This is a genomic window from Dictyobacter alpinus, from assembly GCF_003967575.1.
Taxonomy (GTDB): Bacteria; Chloroflexota; Ktedonobacteria; order Ktedonobacterales; family Ktedonobacteraceae; genus Dictyobacter; species Dictyobacter alpinus.
In genome coordinates this window covers 1,536,563-1,557,153 of sequence record NZ_BIFT01000001.1, presented here as the reverse complement: position 1 = coordinate 1,557,153, position 20,591 = coordinate 1,536,563, and the positions used below count along the sequence as shown (strand labels likewise).

The window sequence follows — 20,591 nt, the reverse complement described above, 5'->3', positions numbered from 1 at the left end:
TTTCTCATCCTTGTTCTCGATAATGCACAGTAGCTTGTTTTAAGAGTTCAGCAGCTTTTTCTTCAGGAAGTGTATCACTAATAAAATTACCTCCGCCAATTTCAGGTCCCGCCAGATACTTGAGCCGACTGGGTTGACGGAGAGGAGGATGGAAGGCAATAAAGAAATGATAATCCGGGTATTCTGCGTCGGTAGGAGCCTGGTGCAAGGCCATCACATAGGGGAAAGACATCTGCCATAAATTATCAAAGCGCACCGTGACATTTTTAAGGGCACGCGCCAGTGAGCTCACCTCCTGCTCATTGAGATCCGCTACATACGAGACGCGGCGTTTAGGAGCAACATAAACCTCATAAGCATAGCGTGCAAAGTATGGTACAAAAGCGATGCAATACTCATCTTCATAAAGAATACGCCGCCCATCTTGCTGCTCCGCACGTATGATTGTACTAAAGAGCGGTTGTCCGGTTTCTTTATGGTGGCGTTGAGAAGCTAATAATTCGGTTTCAATCGTCTTGAACACGAAATTGGTGGCATAGATCTGGCCATGAGGATGGGGATTAGAGACACCAACGACCTCGCCATGATTTTCAAAGAAAAGCAGATGCTTGATGCCTGATAGTTGCCGCAGTTCGAAGGTCTGTGATTGCCAGGCAACGACCACCTCTTCGATCGTAGCTGGTGACATCTCAGCCAGCGTGAGATTGTGATAGGGACTATAGCAGATCACACGGGCCAGTCCCTGGGCGTTACGTGAGCGATACGGATAAGGTGGAGCTGGCACTTGCAGGGGGGCGTCCAATCCTACGCAAGGATGGTCATTATCGAAAACATAGACGCCTTTGTAATCAGGATTACTGGCACCCGAGACCCGACTATTACCCGGACATAGATAGCAATCAGCTTGATAGGGTGGTATCTCTTGATCCGCAATGGTGACCGTTTCACCGATCCACGGACGATCTTGACGATGGGCCGCAATGACCACCCACTCCTCGCGGAGTGGGTGCCAGCGCTCTTCCCATCTGATTGTTTGGGGAAAAGTTGTCTCGCTCATTACTGCTCCTCGGCATAGCCATTGGGATGAGTGCTATGCCATTTCCAGGCTGTACGCACAATATCCTCCAGGTTGTACTGGGTTTTCCAGTCTAGCTCGGTTTGCGCTTTGGTGCTATCCGCCCAGATTGCCACAGGATCTCCTGGGCGCCTTGGTTCCAGATCAACCCGGAAATCAACGCCACTGACGCGCTTGGCCGTATCGACAACTTCTTTGACGCTACTGCCAACGCCGGTGCCCAGATTGTAGGAAGTACTCTTGTTTGTCTTTACCAGCGACTCCACAGCTTTCACATGGGCTACCGCCAGATCGACCACATGGATATAGTCACGAATCGCGGTTCCATCAGGAGTAGGATAATCGCTACCAAAGACTTTGACAGACTCGGTTTTGCCAACCGCTGCCTTCATTACCAGCGGAATCAGATTCGCGGTAATGCGCCAGTCCTCGCCGATCTTATTGTCTAGTGAAGCACCTGAAGCATTAAAGTAGCGCAGACTGGTTGAACGCAGATTGGTCGTTTTATCGTACCAGCGCAACATCGTCTCCACCATCAACTTGGTCTCACCATAGACACTTTCAGGTCCAAAAGGAGCATCCTCGGTAACTGGAAGCGTCTTTGGGGTACCAAAGACTGAACAACTCGAAGAGAAAATAATATAGTGGCAATCGTGGCGTAGCATAGCTTCTAACAGAGTTAGCGTGCCACTCACATTATTGCGAAAGTATTTACCTGGATGGGTCATCGACTCGCTGGGAGCCTTATAAGCCGCGAAATGGATAACGGCGTCAGGCTTTTCTTCTGTAAAGACTTTGTCCAGGAATGCCGCATCGTCAATATTGCCTTGAACTAGCGGGGCTCCCAGCAGCGAAGCTTTATTGCCATTTTCCAGTGTATCTAACACAATGACTTCATGTTTACGGGCGAGTAGTTCTCTTACGGTATGTGAACCAATGTAACCAGCCCCACCGGGCACAAGTACTTTCACGTTACTGTCCTCCAGTAAATCTTTTTCTGTTCATTTATCATCTCTACATACAGTATACTGCGCAAAACGCGCATAGTCAATGCGCGTTCGTGCAAATTTTTAGCGCAAAGCGTGCCATAAAAAACATGCATGCGCCCCGCAGCATCATCCACAAAGTATGGATTATCTGGATAATATCACAGAAAAGCCCTTAAAGAAGAGAGCTCAATGGTAGGGGTTGCCGGTGAAATAGGAAGGAGGAGACGTTGATTGCCATTATGCTGTAATAATTTCAATACCGATATTGCCAAGTTCAGTCAGAATGCTGGTTGGGGCCTCGGTATCTGTTATCAATGTGTGAATAGTTGAAGCGGGGGCAATCGAGTGGAGAGCAACTTTGCCGATTTTGGTATGATCTGCCAGCACGATTATTTGTTGAGATCGTTCAATCGTCATGCGGTGGGTCAGAGCCTCAAGCTGGTTAGGTCCAGTTAAGCCATAAGTCGGACTCAAGCCGGTGATACCAAGAAAAGCCCTGGTCACATACATCTGACTCAGACTCTGTTCTGCCATTGGTCCAACCAGAGCAAAAAAATCTGACAGCAGAAAGCCACCTGTAAGGGTTAGGCTCAGGCCAGGTACCTGAGCCAGTTCCATCGCGATATTGACCGCGTTCGTCACCACAGTAAGATTAGCAATCTGGGCGCGCCGAATATGGCGTGCCAGGTGGGTTGTCGTTGTACCTGGTGAGAGGGCCAGAGTATCCCCAGGCTGAATATATTGTAGGGCGGCCAGCGCAATGCGATTCTTCTCATCTACCAGTTTTCCCATATTCTTCTGGAATGTAAGTTCATCGGCATATGTACTGTAAGAAAGAGGATCCAGTGGAACCGCCCCACCATGGACGCGTCGCAACAACTGCTGGCGTTCCAGTTTTTCAAGATCGCGCCGTATCGTAGAAGAATTAACCTGGAGGCGCTGGCTCAAGTCTTCGGCCAGGACTCGTCCATGTGTCATTAGTTCATGTAAGATGAAATCTGTACGTTTTGTTGTGTCTGGCATGTATTTTTCCCACTCTGGCGATGTGGCGCAATTATATAGGCTAGCTCAGGCTATGTCAAGCCGGAGTTGCATTCTCTGACACCTCGCGCCTGTGGCGCCCGCATTAATTATAAGTGTTGGGTGGCAGATGGGCGACCGCGGTCGCCCATCTGCCACCCAACACTTATAATTAAGAAACCCAGAAAGAAGGAGCAACAAAACGGGAGGTGCAGGAGGGCCATCGTAGTTGTGATCAAGCAGGTATGGCACTTGTTAGCCGAATGTGTAACAATGCGAGAGGTGCAGGAGGGCTGGCGAGGCCCTTCTGCCGGGGTTCGGGGTGTCCCCGAACGTCTCTCCTCTCTTTCCTCCTCTTTGTGTCAAGCGGGAGGTGCAGGAGGGCCGGCGAGGCCCTTCTGCCGGGGTTCGGGGGTGTCCCCGAACGTCTCTCCTCTTTCCTCCTCTCTGTGTCAAGCGGGAGGTGCAGGAGGGCTGGCGAGGCCCTTCTGCCGGGGTTCGGGGTGTCCCCGAACGTCTCTCCTCTCCCCTCTGTCCCGCCGGAGGCGGGGATAGATAAAAACCCACAAGAATGTATAAGAGCAAATAAAAATAAATTTTTAACTATATATGAATTATTTAAGATGATTTATTGCTACTTCAGTGTAATTGGCGCGTGGTAGCTGGACTAACGGTGTAAAATATGGTATAGTGTAGAGTACACACCATGTCTATCAAGCTTTTAGAAGTCAGAATGGCAATTCATTGAGTGATAATTCACCATTAACAGATTTAGAGAACCTGGAAAATTTACATGGATATCTGGGACCTACCCCACCACAGGGTAGGTTACCGCAGCGCGGAGAGCGCTTTTGGGTTGATCGACCAGCGCAACTGGTTAACGCAGTCAACTTATTGAAGCAGTCTGGTGTGGTAGCGGTGGATGCTGAATTTACCCAGGTACGGGCTCGAACACAGAGCGAGGTTGTATCAAATATCCCTCGCCTGGCCCTCTTGCAACTCGCTATTGAGAATCATTGCTTTGTTGTTGATGCTCTACGTGTGCAAGATCTTTCACCATTAATAGAGGTCCTGGGCAATCCCGCCATCGCTGTCCTTTTGCATGGCGCGGGCGCGGACATGCGCGTGATGGCCGAACGTGGATTACAGGTGGCCCACTATTATGATTTAGAGGCGACCTGCCGTTCTATTTTTGGTCAACATGAATCTTCATTGGCTGCAATGCTTCAGAGGGCCTTTGGCTATCATCTAGATAAAAGTCTCCAACGCACTGATTGGACACGGCGTCCTCTTCCTCCTGCGATGGTTGCTTATGCTGCCCGGGACGCGGAAGTTACGCTGGCCCTCTACCATTGGTTGGATACGAATTATCATGCGATTCTGCAACTGCACGAGGCGAACGGTAAGTCTGATGCGGTTGCGTCCTGGATTGAGCCGTTTCTTCGTGGTAATTCCACCCTCTCACCTGAAATGGCGGTGACCGAAGCGAAAGCGCAAGGATTGATCCATAATCGCTCCCAGGTTACGGCTGATTGTCGTGCCGCCCTGGCGGTGGTACAACATCCGATGCGGCGTAATCGCTTATTACGCCTGATCGCGGACCTCTCATTGACCCAATTGGCCAGTGATCTCATAAGGCTCTTGCAGGCGCCCACCTCTGATGAACGTGCCGCAAGTGCTCGTGCGCTTGGGCGTATGTCTGTGCAAGCAGCAATCGAGCCAATTACCGAACTACTCACTGATCCAGTGTTAGATGTGCGCAAGGCAGCCCAGACCGCCTTACGCAATTTGCTGGCCAAAGAGCCGCGTCAATCCCGTGCAGTATCCGAGCGTGCCATGGATGGAACTCGCAGCTGGGTGGTTGAAGATAAGCAACCCTCAAATGATGACGATAGCGGCTGGAAGTCCCGTTTGCGCTCAATTATTGATGCCTGATAGGTATACTATGGGCCTACAACCGAGAATTCCATTCACCACTAGCCATAAAGATAGCCGCCGCGCTCACATAGCATAGCTATTCAGTTACTCGTCGCCGAGGAATACGCGTCCCTACCCAGATTAAAATAAGAAATCCTGTAATCGTACTGGTGCGACGAATGCGTTGCTCCCAACGTAGTTGTTCTTCTCGATCTTTCTTACCCAGACGAAATAGTTTGACAATTTTCGCGGCCAGCGTGTCGGGCAATGCATCCTGCTCCTGCTTGTCAGAGCGGGTTGAGAGAACAATCTCGTGAGAAGTGGAGAGCGTGCCGGTGGTCTCGCCATGCATGGATATACTTGCCGGTGAGCTATGGCCGTGAGTACGTAGATATTGGGCCAGGCCTTGAAAATACTGCTGGATAAAAAGCTTAACAGCTCCCTTAACTAAGGCTGAAGACAGACGTCCACTGACCTTATTGGTTGTCATCGTACCTTTATACGCCACAACCGTTTGATTACCCTGTTCGTGGAGATGGATACTACCGACCCCACTTAAATTGCTCTCACCATCGCTCGTAAAAGTCAGGCGATAATGATAAGGATGCTGTTGTTCTGACAATGTCATGACGCCATGGTGTGAGCCTGTGAAAGGTCTCGTATTCATTGTCAGTGTCACATCGTATATATTTTCATCTACAGCTGTGATATATTGTAAACCAGGTATCGTGGCTTGAAGTATCTCCAGGCCAGTCAGACAGCGCCAGACTTCCTGCGCTGAAGCCTGTAAGGTGTAAGTCCCCTCGATGTTCATAGGATAAATCCTTTGTGATAGATGAGTTCTCGTCGTTGACTAATAATAGTTACCGATAGCTGTCATTATAGGTGAGAAGTTTAGAGGCTGCAATACATCGCTGATTTTATGTTTATTTGTCCTAGAGTGTGGCTAAAATTTAAAACTGGTTTTTGCTACAAATAAGCCGGGAATCCAGGGCCAGGAATCGGTATTGAAGAGCTACCCCTATACAGGGATACTTGCTTTCGTTTAACTCAGGGTGTATACTACCACGCGTATAATTGCGTGAGGAGGAAGTCGGGTTTTTGCCCCCCTCTATGAGGAGCTGTTAATGAAAATCATTTTGTTACAAGACGTTGAAGGTTTGGGAAAAGCTGGTGACCTGAAAGAGGTTGCCAATGGTTATGCCCGTAACTACCTCTTGCCGCGCCAGTTGGCTGCAGGAGCTACTCCGGGTTTGATCGCCACTCGCACCCAACGCATTGCTGCCGAACAGCGCAAGCTGGATAAGCAGAACGAATCCAATCGGCAGTTGGCTGAGCGACTGGGTCAGGTTTCACTGACCTTCAAGGCAAAAGTTGGTAGTCAGGGTCGTCTCTATGGTTCAATCACGAGCCAGGACATTGCGACTGCATTACGTGATGCCGAGAATGTTACTGTAGATCGCCGTGTTATCGATCTACCAGATCCAATTCGTTCGCTGGGTACATTTAATGTTCCAGTGAAAATTGCATCTCAGTTAGAGCCAAAGATCACAGTAAATGTGGTTGATGCGGCGGAAAAGGCTGTTGCCCAATAAGCTTTTCCTTTTAAACTGCGCGTAGCCGGTCAGTGAACACGCTGGTGTTTGTGTCTGCTGTGCGTGGTTTGTTATCTAGAAGGCAAATTGACCGTCATTGCTGACCCTATAAGGGATAAGCAATTTATGACGGTCATTTTTTGTGTGTTTTAACTGCTTGATCAACGATTACAATTCTGAGAATTCTGTATTGACCAGTGTCATAGGAATATAGGGGAGCAGATCTGATGCCAGGAGTCCTGCACGCTCAATATTCATATATTCATTGACCAGATCCGCGGCTGCTGTATGCAGATAGACTGCGGCAGTGGCGGCATCAAAGGATGGCATCCCTTGAGCCAGGAAGCCACTGATCATACCAGCCAGAACATCGCCCGTGCCAGCTGTTGCCAGGGCTGGATTTCCCCACCAGTTGATGCGAATCTTACCCTCGGGATTGGCCAGAATTGTGCAGGAACCTTTCAGGACCAGGTTGACCTGCCATTCTCGTGCTTTGGTACGTGCCAGTTCCAGGCGTTCGATATTGCCACCAGAGACTTTAATGCCAGCGCTAAGCCGTCCCATTTCACCGGGATGGGGCGTAATCACCGTATCCTTTGGTAACAGGGTCCACCAGCGTTCGAGCGCGGAAAGGTTATTTAAGCCATCGGCATCTATCACCAGACGTGGGCGTTCCTTGTCGGGGAGTGAGCGCAGATGTTCGAGTACCTGGAGAATTACCTCACGTGTATTGGCTGATTGTCCAAGACCGGGTCCCACCAGTAAGGCTTTGTAGCCCGCCAGTTTTTCAATTAGTGCATTGGCACGATCAAAGCTTTCTGCATCCTCTTCTGGCAAGATTGCAAATGTTGCTTCATGGAATGAACTGGCATAAAATGGCAACATCTTTTCGGTAACAGCCAGTGTTACCAATCCGGCACCGACTCGTGCCGCGGAACTACCGGCCAGAAAAGCTGAGCCAGGATAAGGTAGTGAACCGCAGAGAAGCATTACCTTGCCAAATGTCCCCTTATTGCTATTGAGAGGCCGCTCAGGCAAGAGCTTATGTACTTGCTGACCAGTAATCATCTCAGTTTTTGACGAGGGCTGTAGGTCATCTGGTAGGCCTATATCCCCTACGGCCAGATCGCCGATATAGTCTCGTCCTGGAAAAAAGAAGAAGCCAAGTTTAGGATAAGCCAGCGTAATGGTGGTGTTGGCCGCGATACTACCAGGATCTACCTCTCCTGTATCGGCGTTGAGGCCACTGGGCAGGTCAATCGCTACTACGTTCAGATCATCTCTCTGTTCTCGCTCTGTTTTGACCAGAGCCAGCAAGTCACGCATATCCTCTGGCATGGGCCGAGAACGTCCTGTTCCCAGTAAGGCATCAATCACGTAATCGGCATTGTGAATCTGCGTCTTTAAAGCCTCATGTATATCCGGGCCTTGCTGCTGTTCGCCTGCTACAACAAGTTTTTTATCTTTCCAATAATAAAGACTGATCAGGACACCAGCATGCTCCAGATGCTCAGCCATCACCAGACCATCGCCTCCATTATTGCCAGGGCCGATAAGAAAAAGAACTTTCAAACCCTTCAAGCTGTAGGTTGGAAGCAGGTGTGCTTCAAAAAGATCGGCCGCGCTTTTCCCTGCATTCTGCATAAGTATGGGTGAAGTCAAGCCATAGCGGCTCTCGGCTTGAGCTTCCAATTCTCTCATTTCCGAAATGGTGACGATATGCATACAACATCCTCCATGCTGCTCTATGAAATTGAGTGCGTCTTTCTGTATTGTACAAACCTGGCTGGCAATAGGGAAGGGCCTTAACCCCTGTTACTGTGTACGTTTGAGTGCTAGGAACTGGCTCAGTGCTATGTTATACTGCTAGCTATGAAAATAGCGCTCAAAATTACACCACAGCGTAATACACAGTACGCGGATATGACTACTATCCTGGCCTCGCCCGAATTGCTGGCCAGTCCTTTAGGTACGTTGATTCAAGATGTACAGGCCACAACATTGGCGGGCCAAAACTATTTGTTGGCCACCATCGATGAAACCGCTGACCAGAGCCAGAGGCTCCTGTCCTCATTAATACCACGATTTGGGGCTCTGAGTGAGGGATATGAATATTTTGACCAGCTTGGAGAGTTAGCAGGCCCTTTCCTACGTCCTATTGAACCACATTTTACTCCTTTTGTTCCCTGGGAGATGTCAGAAGCGCGCCGCTATCGTGGCAAGACCAATGAGACATTTACACGTGTCTTGCTCAATGCCGCGCTCTTCGCCGGTCGTTTTGAAGAGGACCGTTTGAGAATTTTGGATCCTTTATGTGGTGGTGGTACAACGCTTTTTCTGGCTCTGGCATTGGGCTATGATGCATTTGGTATTGAACTTAATCGACAAGATGTGGATACCACAGCAGTATTTGTGCGTCAGTATCTGGAGAGCGAGCATATCCATAGCAAGGAGACCGATGAGCGTGGTCGCCGTAGTGGACGTCGCTATCAATTTGAAATCGGGCGCAAAGGGAATACACGACACCTGGTTCTGGCCAATGGGGATACCCGCGATGCGGCCCTGCATATGCGTGAGGTAGTTGGTGGCCCTCATATGCATGCTGTTGTGGGCGATCTACCCTATGGGATACAACATTTTGCTGAAATCTCAGCCCTACTAACTAAAGCCTTGCCGGTCTGGGAAAATATGCTTTTGTCTGGAGGAACGCTGGCCCTGGCCTGGAATGCCACACGGGTCGAACGTACTGATATGCTGGCTTTAGTACAAGCGCATACACAGCTTCAAGTATTGGATGAGCTTCCCTACAACCAGTTTGCCCATCCCGTCGATAGGGTAATCAAGAAGCGTGATGTGCTGGTCGCAGTCAAAGCTTAACAACCCGTTAACCGCTATACAATCTTAGCCTGATTCGCATATAATGTGATTAATTATCACCACACAAAGGCTATCCGTTGAAGACGGTTGGCTGCACAATAAGGGGTATGTATGCGTAATCTCCCAAATATACTGAGTATTAGTCGCTTAATCGCCACGCTGGTGGTATTTATATTGGTATTGGTCAACCAACCATGGGCATTCCTGCTGGCAACGCTCATTTTTTTCCTGGGATCAGTGACCGATTACCTGGATGGATACCTGGCACGGCGTTTTAAAGTTGTCTCTTCGCTCGGTGTTTTTTTGGATCTGACGGCGGACAAAGTTTTTGTCGCTGCTGTATTGATCGCTCTGGTCCAACTAAATCTGGTACCTGCATGGGTCACATTTATCATTCTGACCCGTGAACTGATGGTATCGGGCTTGCGCTCGATTGCGGCGGCTAAAGGAAAAGTGATTCCTGCTGGTATCTGGGGCAAGCAGAAAACCTTCATCACGTTGGTTGCATTGGGAGCTTTGCTACTGGCTAAAGGTCTGGGAGCACATATGCTCTCACTTTTTCCACCCATGCTTACCTTTAACAGCCAGACGGTCAATTTTGCTGAGATCTTATTGCTGGTCGCGGATGGCTTAGTTATCATTGCAACGCTCTGGACCATCATGTCCGGTATCGAGTACTTAATTGGGGGCTGGCCGCTCTTGCGTTCCAACGAAGAAACCACGAAATGAGCAGACCTTCCTGAAAATAAGCGAGAAGAGTCTGCTCTTCTCGCTTATTTTGTTGGACTAACTGTTGGGTCAGGCACCTTTTGCCCTAGTTTACGCTCTTTCCCCGCTAGTAAGCGACCTATATTGTCGCGATGGAAAATAATGATGAGGGATGGAGCGATAAGCATGTAGAGGAATTGCGGCAGGCTCACCGCGGCGAAGAAGCCGGGTTGGGTTACACCCAGTACATAAAAAATAATGCCACAAATAATAGCAGTAGCGCCACCGACAATCGAGCCGAGCGAAACATATTTCCAAATACTGATAGTACTAATTGTCGTGATGGCCGCAATGAGGAACGTAAGTGGTGAACAGACTAGAAGTACTCCAGCTCCAGTAAGAACGCCGCGTCCACCTTTAAAGCCGATAAAGATGGGATAACAATGTCCCAGTAATGCCGCCAGGCCAGCCACCAGAATGCCCCAGCCCCCCCCATGAAAGAATGGAACAAGCGTAGCCAGCAGTGCCGGACCAACACCTTTTGAAAGATCTATGATCAGTACAATCAGTGCCGGACCCGTTCCAAGCGTACGCTGTACATTGGTCGCCCCTATTTTGCGACTGCCATGATCCCGGATATCATAATCCTTGCCGCGTAGTAACTTTCCCATCCAGTAACCGGCGGGAATTGAACCCCAAAGGTAAGAGATAAGCGCTGTAACGATAAGCGAACCGATGATATTGGGCATCAATTGCTCCTTTTTTTGATCTACATCGAGTGCCAGGCACATTATAAACTGCTTCTCTTAAATTGACTAGGGGACCCTCACCTAGGGGAAAGTTTTTCAATGGTTATATTGTGCTACCTATTATTAAAAAATCTTCTATCGTTGATAGAGACGCTATAATTTGAATTGAAGCAGTCCTTACGTATAGCTGATATGTTCCGATGTCTCTCTCTAACACCGTGTACAAAATTTTTTTGACACTTTGCACTTGTGGTGCTCGTTAATTGTAGTGTGTAGGGCAAATCAGCACGGTCGCGATCGTGCTGATTTGCCCTACACACTACAATTAGTACTGGAAAAGTTGCACACCGTGTTCTTTAAATAAGTGGAACAAGTTATCTGTAAAATACATTGCTTATAGTTTTGAAGGAGATTGTGCATGCGCCGTGTTGGAAGGTATAGCCGCGCCAGAGTTAAAATATGTGTCGTTATTTTGCTCGGAGCCTTATTCATGATCATCAAGTATGTTCTAAAAACTTCGCCCACTCTTAAGCGAGTGCTGTCTGGGGGAGAACATCCTTATACTGAGAAACATGGCGAGGTTTTGTTCAAAGATGTGTCAGCTGTAATTCCTGAAGAGGTTGTGCTAGAAGAAGTCATGCTGGAGCCTGTCACCGAAGAAGTCATAAGAGTAACAACGGCTGATCCTATCACTGATGAGCAACCATTGATGCAGCAAGAACAGGCGCTAGACTCCCCCCTCGTTCCTAGAGAAGATGTTGAAACCACAACGGAAGTGCCAGACACATTGGAAAAGATGGATACTCAGATAAGTGAGCCACAAGTAGAAACACCCCCTTCCGAAGTAGCCACCGAGGCTTACTGTGTAAAGTGTCGTGTCAAACGTGGAATGCAGAATGAGAAAAGAATTGTTACAAAGAATGGACGCAGTGCTATCGAAGGCACTTGTCCTGTTTGTGGTACTCGACTATTTCGTTTTGTCTCATCAAAATAGTGTGGGCATCCGATTTAGCAGTTGTAACAAATAACTGATAGTATGTGTGCAGTTTTTTTGATGTCTCGCGCCTGGAGCGCTTGCTTATTTATAGATGGGGTGATCGAGGAGCGGTTGCAACCGCTCCTCGATCACCCCATCTATAAAAAGAGTTACTCCTAAAAAGGTCGCATATGAGCGTTAATAATTGAAAGTTGTGCATAGTATTCATTGGTAATCTGGATTGTTACACATAAGGTGGATAATACAGAAGTAATGTCAACTGCAATCATTGCATAATCTGCCTGGCGAGCTGATTGGTTTTATGGTTTTAACAAGGTGTTATCGGCTCTGAAAGCTTCATTGTAAAGAAATGAAAAAACAGGGCAAATCACTTGACGTTCCTTCATTCTCAACGTATAATCTCCCTCATGTGTGTTGAGCATCTACGTTTCACGTTAAACTGAGGCGTAGCATAATGTCGCCTCGATGGACAAGAAGAGATGGCAGGAAATAAGTAAACGTGTAAATGTTGTATTTGCTGCTAGCACCTGATCCTCTTTGACGAAAAAACTTGTAATGATTCGCACGCCATGGATTGCAATTTCAAGATCGAGATATTTGATCGCGAAACGTAAGTACAGGCGCAGGAATAGTGGCAAGGATAATACGTCGGTGCTAAAGAGAGTAAGGCTTGTAGTTAGAGCTAGACAAGTAAGAGGCGGATATCGGGAACGGACCCGTTGGGGTCGACAGCCTCACTACCAGGAGGAGTTTAAACAATGAGTATTGGTGGACAGAGTGATGCATCTGATCGCAAAGTCTATCGCTTGACGCCAGAGGGCTATTCACGAATGAAAGAGCGGCTGGATTACCTGCGCGATGTGAAGCGCCGTGAGGTTGCCGACTACATTCATGAAGCCAAGGAAGCAGGCGATATCAGCGAGAGTAGCGCATACGAAGAAGCTAAAAATGATCAGGCCATGCTTGAAGGCGAAATCGCAGAATTAGAAAAAAGGCTGAATTTATCCGAGGTCATGACGCCAGATATGCACGCTGGCGCAGATGGCATAGTGCGCATTGGTATGCAGGTAGAGGTGGAGACTGATAGAGGCACCAAGCGTATGTTTAAGATTGTTGAAACGTTTGAAGCTGATCCAAAAGCTGGCTTGATCTCTGATCAGGCCCCTGTTGGTAAAGCTTTGATGGGCCATCGCGAGGGCGATGAAGTAAGTGTTTCAACTCCTGGCGGTGTAACCACGTACTATATCCTCTCCATCCGTCCCATGCTATAACTGCAAATTGACCTTACAGGGCACCAATAGTTAGCCGGTGCCCTGTTTTTTTTATGATGGGGTGTCAGACTCTGTATTTATAATAATGGCCCTCATATTTGACACTCACCAAACTCATCGGTAATATAAGAGTAATATTCCTGTTGGGATTATTTGGAGATTGCACCAATGGTGCGTTTAATTTTTTATACTGTGTGGCAAAAATATGCTTATGATATGCACTTTTTAAAAGTGGTATATACAAAGCTCAGACCTCCCGCCTGCGGTGGGAGTGGGGGAGTAAATGATGTGGGGATATCTCCACACCCCGGCATGAAGGGCTCGCCAGCCCACCTGCACCTCCCCGGCTTATAAAGGAGCTTGTAATTGTTAACATTTGAAGACGCGACCGGATTATTCATTAAAGCGGCCCGCAACATCGGTCTCGTCACCCATCCTGAGTCCTGGTTGAATACACGTTCTTTGGAGCGTGAGTTCAACTGTACCTGTCATACAGGTAGCTGTGATATTGAGCAACCAAGTTCATGTGTTGTCTCATTTTCATGGGGCGTGCTAGATACTGCTCTATCGACGGATGGGACTACCGGCGTATGCGAATTTTTTCATGAGTTGGAGGATGATTGTGATCATCTCCATACCAGTTCTATTCCGCCGTTGGTGCTGGATCTCTCCTATTCTCTGGCCTTACATGGAACGGCCTTATCTGAAGAGACGCTGCTCTCACTATCCCAATTAGTCAAATTGCAGGCCAGTGAACAGAGCCGTAGGACCACTGAGACCCGTCCAGGAATTACGATGATCTTGCGTGATAATCGGCTGTATCCTGAAGTTTTAAATCTGCAACAGCGGGTAGAGATTCCTATCTGGCATCCTTTAGGCATGCGCGGTTTGCATGAAGAGCAGCCTGTTCCCAGTGAAAGTGTGCTGATACAAGTGAATGATGGTGAGGTCGAGAACCTCGTCTTGCCAGATGAGCCACATCCGGAAGAGTGGCTTCCCCAGGTGCTGGTTGAAGTATGCCAGGATATTGTCCAGGTGTTAGCCGCACTTGAAGCCAGTATCGTATCCAATACTTCAGATCCTCAAAACCATATAGCATAGCTAAAATTGCCTGAAATCTTCCCAAAAGAAGAGATATAAGGGAAGAGCCTGCCCGTTTACGCCAGCGCGCAAAAATTATGGGCAGGCCCGTTTTTGTTGAGATAAATCAGGCCCGGTTACTAATACATCCGGGTTGGACGTCGGCGACGATCTGGTGGAAGTAGAACATCGAGCGCGTCATCGACGGTAACAATACCCTCTAATACACCATCTTCATTGATAACGGGTACTGCCAGCAAATTATATTTTGCTAGTGTCTCAGCCACTGTGCGAGGATCTGTATCTGGCCGTACCATAATCAATTGCGTTTCCATAATTTCTTGTAAAAGTTGGGTTGGCTGAGCAACCAGCAGATCCCAGATCGAGACCACGCCCAGGGGACGATCCTCATCCTCATCTTCTTTTGCGACACAATAGATATAAGCGATACGTACATCATTTTCGACAATATCTTTACGAATCGCGGCCAACGCCTCTTCAATCGTGCGCGTCTGACTTAAGGCAATGTAGTCAGTTGTCATCAAGCCACCAGCCGTATTGGCTTCATACGCCAATAATTCCTGAACCTCTTCCGAGTCTTCAGGATGTAGCTGGCGGAGCAATTCCTGCTTACGTTCCTCAGGAAGTTGCCCTAGTAGATCGGCGACCTCATCAGGACCCATCTCATGCAAGATAGCGGCTGCCCGTTCTGGTGGTAGATTCTCTAAGATCTGGCGTTGACGTTCGGTATCGATCTCTTCCATCGTATCGGCCGCAGTCTCATTATCCAGACGTTCGATCAGCCGTGCCCCCTGTTCAACGGTCACCTGATGGACAATGTTGGCGATATCGGCGGGATGTAATTCTGAAAGATGGCCACTCAGAGAACGCGATGCAGGAGAACCCAGTGGGGAAGATGGCTTTCTCTCAATCTCATCATCATCATGAGATGTAGAGCTCATCAACTCAACATCCTCCCATGGGATAAGGGTGGAGTAGGTTGGCTGATTAATGGCATTGGCCAGCCAGGATGGTGCCAGACGGCGTACCAGGCCCAGGGAACTTTTATCGATGCCTAGAATACGCCAATCATTATCAAAGCAAAGATCATTGACACGCACAGTTTTTTTATGCTTAAGATCAATGATCTGCTTATCCAGCACCTCCTGGGCCAGGTGAACTTCATCCTCACCTGGATTTTCGGATTGCAGAGCGAACCGCTCGATGGGATAACGCAGATGCCAGGTGTTCTCGCTGCGCTCTAATGCATTGAGTGGCACCTGTCTCTGTTGATCGTCTTCAACCTCTACCAGCAGAGCGCTTGGATAGGCCGGCTCACCCTGGCCTACCTGATTGGCTTGCGCTAGTAAATCGATGATTTTGCCCACACGCACATTCTGCTGGTCTAGAATTGGAGCGTTGAGCAGTTGGCTCAAGTATAACATGAATTACATCTCTATCCGTGCATCGGATAACACCTTATCTGATGCAACCTCATGATTATGATCCTGGTTTTGGCTAAGCTTGAGACTTGTGCCCACAAAATCTCTGAATAGTGGATGTGGACGTGTTGGACGGCTCTTAAATTCAGGATGGAACTGTGAGGCAACAAACCAGGGGTGATCTTTGAGTTCAATAACTTCTACCAGGCTATTGTCGGCTGAACGGCCACTAACAACCAGACCATGGGATTCCATACGTTTGCGATATTCATTATTGAATTCATAGCGATGGCGATGGCGCTCAAAGACAATTGCTTCACCATATGCCTGATACGCCTTTGTCTCTGGCATCAAGCAGCAGACCCAGTTGCCCAGACGCATGGTGCCGCCTTTATCGGAGACATTGCGTTGTGTATGCATCAGATCAATGACAGGATTTGCATTTTGTGGATCGAACTCGGAACTATTGGCGCTGGTCAGTCCCAGGACATTGCGGGCGAACTCGATAACAGCAACCTGCATACCCAGGCAGAGACCCAGATATGGAATATTGTTGCGACGTGCATAACTGGCGGCTTTGATCTTACCTTCGATACCGCGATGGCCAAAGCCCCCGGGAACCACAATACCGGCCACATCTTCGAGTGCCTCTTCATAATTATCGCCCATCTGTTCCAGGGCCTCAGAATTAATCCATTTAATACGGATATCGACATCGTGGAACCAGCCGGCGTGATGAAGGGACTCGGCGACGGACATATACGCGTCATGGAGTTCAACATATTTTCCGACCAGACCGATGGTTAATTCTGCGCGTGGACGTTTGATCCGGTCAACCAGATTCTTCCATTCCTGCATCTGGGGCTCATGCTTGGGCAGGTTGAGTTCTTGTACCAGGAACTCACCCAGGCCCGCATTCTCAAGATGGAGTGGAACCTCATAGATGGTCTCTGCATTGGTCATGCCAATGACAGCTTTCTCCTCGATATTGCAGAAAAGTGCGATTTTTTCGCGTAGATCATCGGGTACAGCATAATCTGAGCGGCACAAAATAACGTCTGGCTGAATACCTACACGTAATAATTCTTTCACACTGTGCTGGGTTGGTTTGGTTTTTAACTCTTTGGCGGCACCCAGATAGGGGAGGAGGGTGACATGAATGTAGAGTACATCGCGTCGTCCGACATCTTTGCGCATCTGGCGGATGGCCTCTAAATACGGTTCACCTTCGATATCTCCAACGGTGCCTCCAACCTCAACAATTACCACATCAGCATCGGAGCGGCGGGCGACCGCGTGAATGCGATCCTTAATCTCATTGGTAATATGTGGGATGACTTGAATCGTGCCTCCCAGATATTCACCACGGCGCTCTTTACCAATGACCGAAGCATAAACCTGCCCTGTTGTAACATTGTTTGCCTGGTAAGATGGTTCATCCGTAAAACGTTCATAGTGACCAAGATCCAGATCGGTTTCAGCGCCATCATCGGTAACAAAGACTTCACCATGCTGATATGGTGACATTGTTCCCGGATCCACATTAATGTAGGGATCCAATTTCATGAGTGAGACGGAGACTCCGCGATTTTTGAGGAGACGCCCGAGTGAGGCTACACTGATACCTTTTCCTACTGATGATGCCACACCGCCTGTGACAAAGATAAATTTTGACATAGCTTCGCTTTCTCCTTATACGCGGAGTCTTGCCTTAAGCAATAACATATTCACGGTATTTACCGTGGTGAAAGTAACACAATCTGCATCGCGACCGGCAGAGAACTTTTTGTAACTGTGAACTTAGGCTGTGGCTGAATGCCTTCAACACCCATCTCACGGCAGAATTTATTTAATTGTGCCGGAATGCTTTCTGGTTGCTCTGGGTGATAGTGCATGGGAATGACCACGCGTGGTTCTATCTGACTAATAATTTCCGCAGCCTGCGTTGCATTAATCGAATTTCCACCGCCGATCGGAAGGAGAAGTACGTCAGCGTCGGCAACTTCTTCTAGCAGTTCCTCTGGTAAAACATGACCCAGATCACCTAGATGACAGATAACCAGATCATCCATATGTATAATGTAAATAGTGTTGCGTCCCAGTTTTTTACCACGTTCGTCATCATGATAGGAAGCAACACCGGTAATTAGTACATCGCTAATTTCATATTCACCCGGTCCACGTACAACTCGTGGATTTCCACCCACACCCTGGACGTAGTTATGGCCTGGATGATTATGGCTAACTGTAATAATAGACGCGTTCACCTTACTCAGGGGAGAGGCTTCTGAGCCATCATTCTGCTGAGGGGTCGCGGGATCAGTAATTAAGGTGACGTTTTTGCCACGAAGCTGGAAGCAAGAGTGGCCAAGCCAGGTTATTTCCATAACTGTTATACTCTCTCACATAAGTTCGGGCGGGGACCCAATGTCCTCGCCCGGATTGTATTGTATCATAAGGGATAAGTGTTCTACAAGTGAGGGGAATTTTCTTTAGATGAGGATATTGATAGCCTTTATGTCGATCTATAGATCCTATCTGTAGGTACTGTCTGTTGCCATATGTTAATTCATTCGTTTACTCGATATGGGTCCACTTTTTTAGGTTATTATTTATAAGAGTAAGTGCTTTCATTTTGTTGATGAAGAGAGGCTTTATATTATGCGGGTTTCAGTTGTTGTCCCTGTCTATAACGAAGAGAAGACTGTTGCAAAAATTCTAGAAATGCTCTCCCAGGTCGCATTAGATCTAGAAGTGATTGTGGTTGATGATGCTTCAACCGATCGTACCTGGGAAATTTTACAGCAAATTCGCCAGAATGCGCCCTTTGATTCCTACCAATATGTACGCCATGAGCAGAATCAGGGTAAAGGTGCAGGTTTGCGTACAGGCTTCCGTCTGGCCACTGGTGATATGGTAACCGTACAAGATGCGGATATGGAGTACGATCCTCAAGATATTCCAGCCCTGGTACGTAAATGGGAAGAGGTTACCAGGAATGGCAATAACCGCGTAGCCATTTACGGCTATCGAGATCTTTCGGGTCAGAAGTTTACCACTCGTTGGGGTAACCGTTTCTTAACCACAATGACTAATATCTTATTTGGCAGCCGTATCCATGATATGGAAACATGCTATAAATTGATGCCTGGAGTGGTTGCGCATGCCCTGCCGATGACCGGCCGCCGTTTTGAAATTGAGCCTGAGATCACTACCTGTATTCTCAAAGCTGGCTACTCCATCTTTGAAGTACCTATTAGCTACTATCCTCGTGAAGAGAAAAAACTTTCACCCTGGAAAGATGGCTGGCCTGCTCTGGCGATGCTTCTACAGCAGCGTTTTGGTAAACCATTTCGTATCAATGAAGTTGCGTCAGTCGGTGCGATTGAGCCCGAACATGCTCATAGCAACAAATAATACGGCTAGAAAGATCTTTCAAGGATTGATAAAATAAGCTTATCTTTGAAAGATCTTTAATGCTTCGTCCTATAAAATGTATCTACCTGTGTCACTTTCTGGATGATGGTAGCGAGTCTTCTGTTTGATCGCGTTGGAAGAATTTTTCATTCTTTTCTCTGCCACACAAATAAAAAATTACGCAAGGGTAAGCGCGTTTCAATAGTATATTGCTATATGCCTGTATACTATCTCGACGTTGTCCATATCCTATGGTATAATCTGTCAGAAATTGATTCACTTGTGGTTTATATGGGTTAGCACGAAAGAGAGGACACTCTTGCTGCAACAGTGGCTTCCGGCTATTCGCATTGTTCAAATTATTTTGAGCGTAGCCGTAGTAGTTTTTATTTTGTTACAGGCACGTGGAGCTGGTCTGGGTAGTGCCTTTGGCGGAAGTAGCGCCGGATCTGTGTTTAAGACACGTCGTGGCGTTGAGCGCTTGATTTTCAATACAACAATTGTCTTTGTTGTACTGTTTGCACTGGTCTCAATCTTAAGCGCTGCAATCGCAGCACGCGGGCTATAAGCCGTCTTAAAATTGTCTCCTTTGTGCTCTCCGTTCCGTGTAGTCGTTTATAAAGCGAACTTCGTAAATGCAGGTCGCACTGAATTTTAAGGGGATATGCAGGTACATCGTGCACGGATGGTACACCCGATATGGACGAAAAGGCTGTTGAAGTGGCCCGGCTCTGGTAGTGAGCGAGCCGCATATATACTCAACAGTCTTTTCTGCTGTCTGCTGATCAGCTTTCTAGTGACCGGTTGTATGTCTGCTCCGGCCAACCAATCTTCCTCATCTCAACTTCATCTGCAATCAACACCTGAAGCGCGCTTGACCTATGTGGCAATTGGAGCTTCAGACACTTTTGGAACAGGAACCAACGATCCTGCTACGCAGTGCTGGCCTGCGTCCCTCACCAACCATCTAGGAGCCAGTGCACGCCTGATCAATCTGGGTATTCCCGGTATTAATGCGCATGATGCCCTGAATATTGAACTACCAGTAGCCCTAGATGTTCATGCCAACCTGATTACCGTCTGGTTAGCTGTCAATGATCTGGTTGATAATGTTCCATTGGCCAGTTACCAGCGGGACCTGAGCAGCGTGCTGCAACGTTTACGAGCCGCGAATACTCAGGCGCGCATTGTGGTTGCCAATGTGCCAGACTTAACCCAGCTCCCCCGCTTTGCGGATAGTGATAAGCAGGCGCTCACAGCCAAAATTAACGCTTATAATGCGGTCATTGCCACCGTGGTTGAGAGCCAGCATGTTCAATTAGTCGATTTATATCAGAGCTGGCGGACCTTAGCTGATCATCCAGAATATATTAGCCGGGATGGTTTTCATCCTAATGCCACTGGTTATGCAGTGTTGGCTGAGATCTTCTATGCTGCCTTAAAGAAAACATGAC

General features: G+C 47.9%; 19 protein-coding genes. 10 read left to right on the top strand and 9 right to left on the bottom strand.

Annotation, left to right across the window (positions count from 1 at the left end; all coding sequences use genetic code 11):
• Positions 1–4: 4 nt before the first annotated feature.
• The 3 genes from galT to EL633_RS06020 form a co-directional block, all read right to left on the bottom strand.
• Positions 5–1,057 (bottom strand): galactose-1-phosphate uridylyltransferase, encoded by a 1,053-nt coding sequence (gene galT, locus EL633_RS06030; RefSeq protein WP_126626321.1) that lies wholly within the window; start codon positions 1,055–1,057, stop codon positions 5–7.
• A complete protein-coding gene (gene galE, locus EL633_RS06025; RefSeq protein ID WP_126626320.1) occupies positions 1,057–2,046 on the bottom strand; it encodes a UDP-glucose 4-epimerase GalE in 990 nt (329 codons plus the stop codon). Before galE ends, galT begins: the two co-directional genes overlap by 1 nt.
• Before the next feature lie 255 nt (positions 2,047–2,301).
• On the bottom strand, positions 2,302–3,087 hold the full coding sequence (locus EL633_RS06020; RefSeq protein WP_126626319.1) for a DeoR/GlpR family DNA-binding transcription regulator: 786 nt from the start codon (positions 3,085–3,087) through the stop codon (positions 2,302–2,304).
• Positions 3,088–3,828: 741 nt separating this feature from the next.
• On the opposite strand from EL633_RS06020, the gene EL633_RS06015 reads away from it, so the two are divergent.
• The gene (locus EL633_RS06015) at positions 3,829–5,019 is read left to right on the top strand and encodes a ribonuclease D (RefSeq protein WP_126626318.1); all 1,191 of its coding nucleotides are present in this window, start codon (positions 3,829–3,831) and stop codon (positions 5,017–5,019) included.
• Positions 5,020–5,098: 79 nt separating this feature from the next.
• Here the strand turns inward: EL633_RS06015 and EL633_RS06010 are convergent, their stop codons facing one another.
• A complete protein-coding gene (locus tag EL633_RS06010) occupies positions 5,099–5,815 on the bottom strand; it encodes an SRPBCC family protein (RefSeq protein ID WP_126626317.1) in 717 nt (238 codons plus the stop codon).
• A 313-nt stretch (positions 5,816–6,128) separates the two neighbouring features.
• Here EL633_RS06010 and rplI point away from each other — a divergent pair, with 313 nt between their 5' ends.
• Positions 6,129–6,596, top strand: a complete 468-nt coding sequence (gene rplI / locus EL633_RS06005) for a 50S ribosomal protein L9 (RefSeq protein WP_126626316.1) — start codon at positions 6,129–6,131, stop codon at positions 6,594–6,596.
• A 168-nt stretch (positions 6,597–6,764) separates the two neighbouring features.
• Here rplI and EL633_RS06000 read toward each other — a convergent pair whose 3' ends face one another.
• On the bottom strand, positions 6,765–8,321 hold the full coding sequence (locus EL633_RS06000; protein ID WP_126626315.1) for an NAD(P)H-hydrate dehydratase: 1,557 nt from the start codon (positions 8,319–8,321) through the stop codon (positions 6,765–6,767).
• Positions 8,322–8,468: 147 nt separating this feature from the next.
• On the opposite strand from EL633_RS06000, the gene EL633_RS05995 reads away from it, so the two are divergent.
• Entirely contained in the window at positions 8,469–9,473 is a 1,005-nt protein-coding gene (locus tag EL633_RS05995) for a TRM11 family SAM-dependent methyltransferase (RefSeq protein WP_126626314.1), read from the top strand.
• Positions 9,474–9,584: 111 nt separating this feature from the next.
• The gene (gene pgsA / locus EL633_RS05990) at positions 9,585–10,202 is read left to right on the top strand and encodes a CDP-diacylglycerol--glycerol-3-phosphate 3-phosphatidyltransferase (RefSeq protein WP_126626313.1); all 618 of its coding nucleotides are present in this window, start codon (positions 9,585–9,587) and stop codon (positions 10,200–10,202) included.
• Positions 10,203–10,246: 44 nt separating this feature from the next.
• Here pgsA and plsY read toward each other — a convergent pair whose 3' ends face one another.
• On the bottom strand, positions 10,247–10,930 hold the full coding sequence (gene plsY / locus EL633_RS05985; protein WP_161981982.1) for a glycerol-3-phosphate 1-O-acyltransferase PlsY: 684 nt from the start codon (positions 10,928–10,930) through the stop codon (positions 10,247–10,249).
• 418 nt (positions 10,931–11,348) lie between these two features.
• On the opposite strand from plsY, the gene EL633_RS37445 reads away from it, so the two are divergent.
• From EL633_RS37445 to EL633_RS05970, 3 genes are all read left to right on the top strand, one after another.
• A complete protein-coding gene (locus EL633_RS37445; RefSeq protein ID WP_246039089.1) occupies positions 11,349–11,924 on the top strand; it encodes a DUF5679 domain-containing protein in 576 nt (191 codons plus the stop codon).
• 761 nt (positions 11,925–12,685) lie between these two features.
• Positions 12,686–13,198, top strand: a complete 513-nt coding sequence (greA, locus tag EL633_RS05975; RefSeq protein WP_126626311.1) for a transcription elongation factor GreA — start codon at positions 12,686–12,688, stop codon at positions 13,196–13,198.
• Between the two features lie 366 nt (positions 13,199–13,564).
• The gene (locus EL633_RS05970; protein WP_126626310.1) at positions 13,565–14,299 is read left to right on the top strand and encodes a hypothetical protein; all 735 of its coding nucleotides are present in this window, start codon (positions 13,565–13,567) and stop codon (positions 14,297–14,299) included.
• 119 nt (positions 14,300–14,418) lie between these two features.
• Here the strand turns inward: EL633_RS05970 and EL633_RS05965 are convergent, their stop codons facing one another.
• Genes EL633_RS05965 through EL633_RS05955 form a run of 3 tightly spaced genes read right to left on the bottom strand, consistent with a single transcriptional unit; the run spans position 14,419 to position 18,107 of the window.
• Positions 14,419–15,723 carry a magnesium transporter gene (locus EL633_RS05965; protein WP_126626309.1) on the bottom strand — a complete coding sequence of 435 codons (1,305 nt, stop codon included), beginning with the start codon at positions 15,721–15,723 and terminating at the stop codon, positions 14,419–14,421.
• A 3-nt stretch (positions 15,724–15,726) separates the two neighbouring features.
• Entirely contained in the window at positions 15,727–17,397 is a 1,671-nt protein-coding gene (gene pyrG / locus EL633_RS05960) for a CTP synthase (protein ID WP_126626308.1), read from the bottom strand.
• Between the two features lie 59 nt (positions 17,398–17,456).
• The gene (locus EL633_RS05955; protein WP_126626307.1) at positions 17,457–18,107 is read right to left on the bottom strand and encodes an MBL fold metallo-hydrolase; all 651 of its coding nucleotides are present in this window, start codon (positions 18,105–18,107) and stop codon (positions 17,457–17,459) included.
• Positions 18,108–18,381: 274 nt separating this feature from the next.
• Between EL633_RS05955 and EL633_RS05950 the strand changes: the two genes are divergently transcribed.
• The 3 genes from EL633_RS05950 to EL633_RS05940 all read left to right on the top strand — a co-directional run bounded on the left by EL633_RS05950 (position 18,382) and on the right by EL633_RS05940 (position 20,590).
• On the top strand, positions 18,382–19,137 hold the full coding sequence (locus EL633_RS05950) for a glycosyltransferase family 2 protein (protein ID WP_126626306.1): 756 nt from the start codon (positions 18,382–18,384) through the stop codon (positions 19,135–19,137).
• Between the two features lie 319 nt (positions 19,138–19,456).
• Positions 19,457–19,705 carry a preprotein translocase subunit SecG gene (gene secG / locus EL633_RS05945; protein ID WP_218027421.1) on the top strand — a complete coding sequence of 83 codons (249 nt, stop codon included), beginning with the start codon at positions 19,457–19,459 and terminating at the stop codon, positions 19,703–19,705.
• 96 nt (positions 19,706–19,801) lie between these two features.
• Positions 19,802–20,590, top strand: a complete 789-nt coding sequence (locus EL633_RS05940) for an SGNH/GDSL hydrolase family protein (protein ID WP_126626305.1) — start codon at positions 19,802–19,804, stop codon at positions 20,588–20,590.
• The last annotated feature ends 1 nt before the right edge of the window (position 20,591 follow it).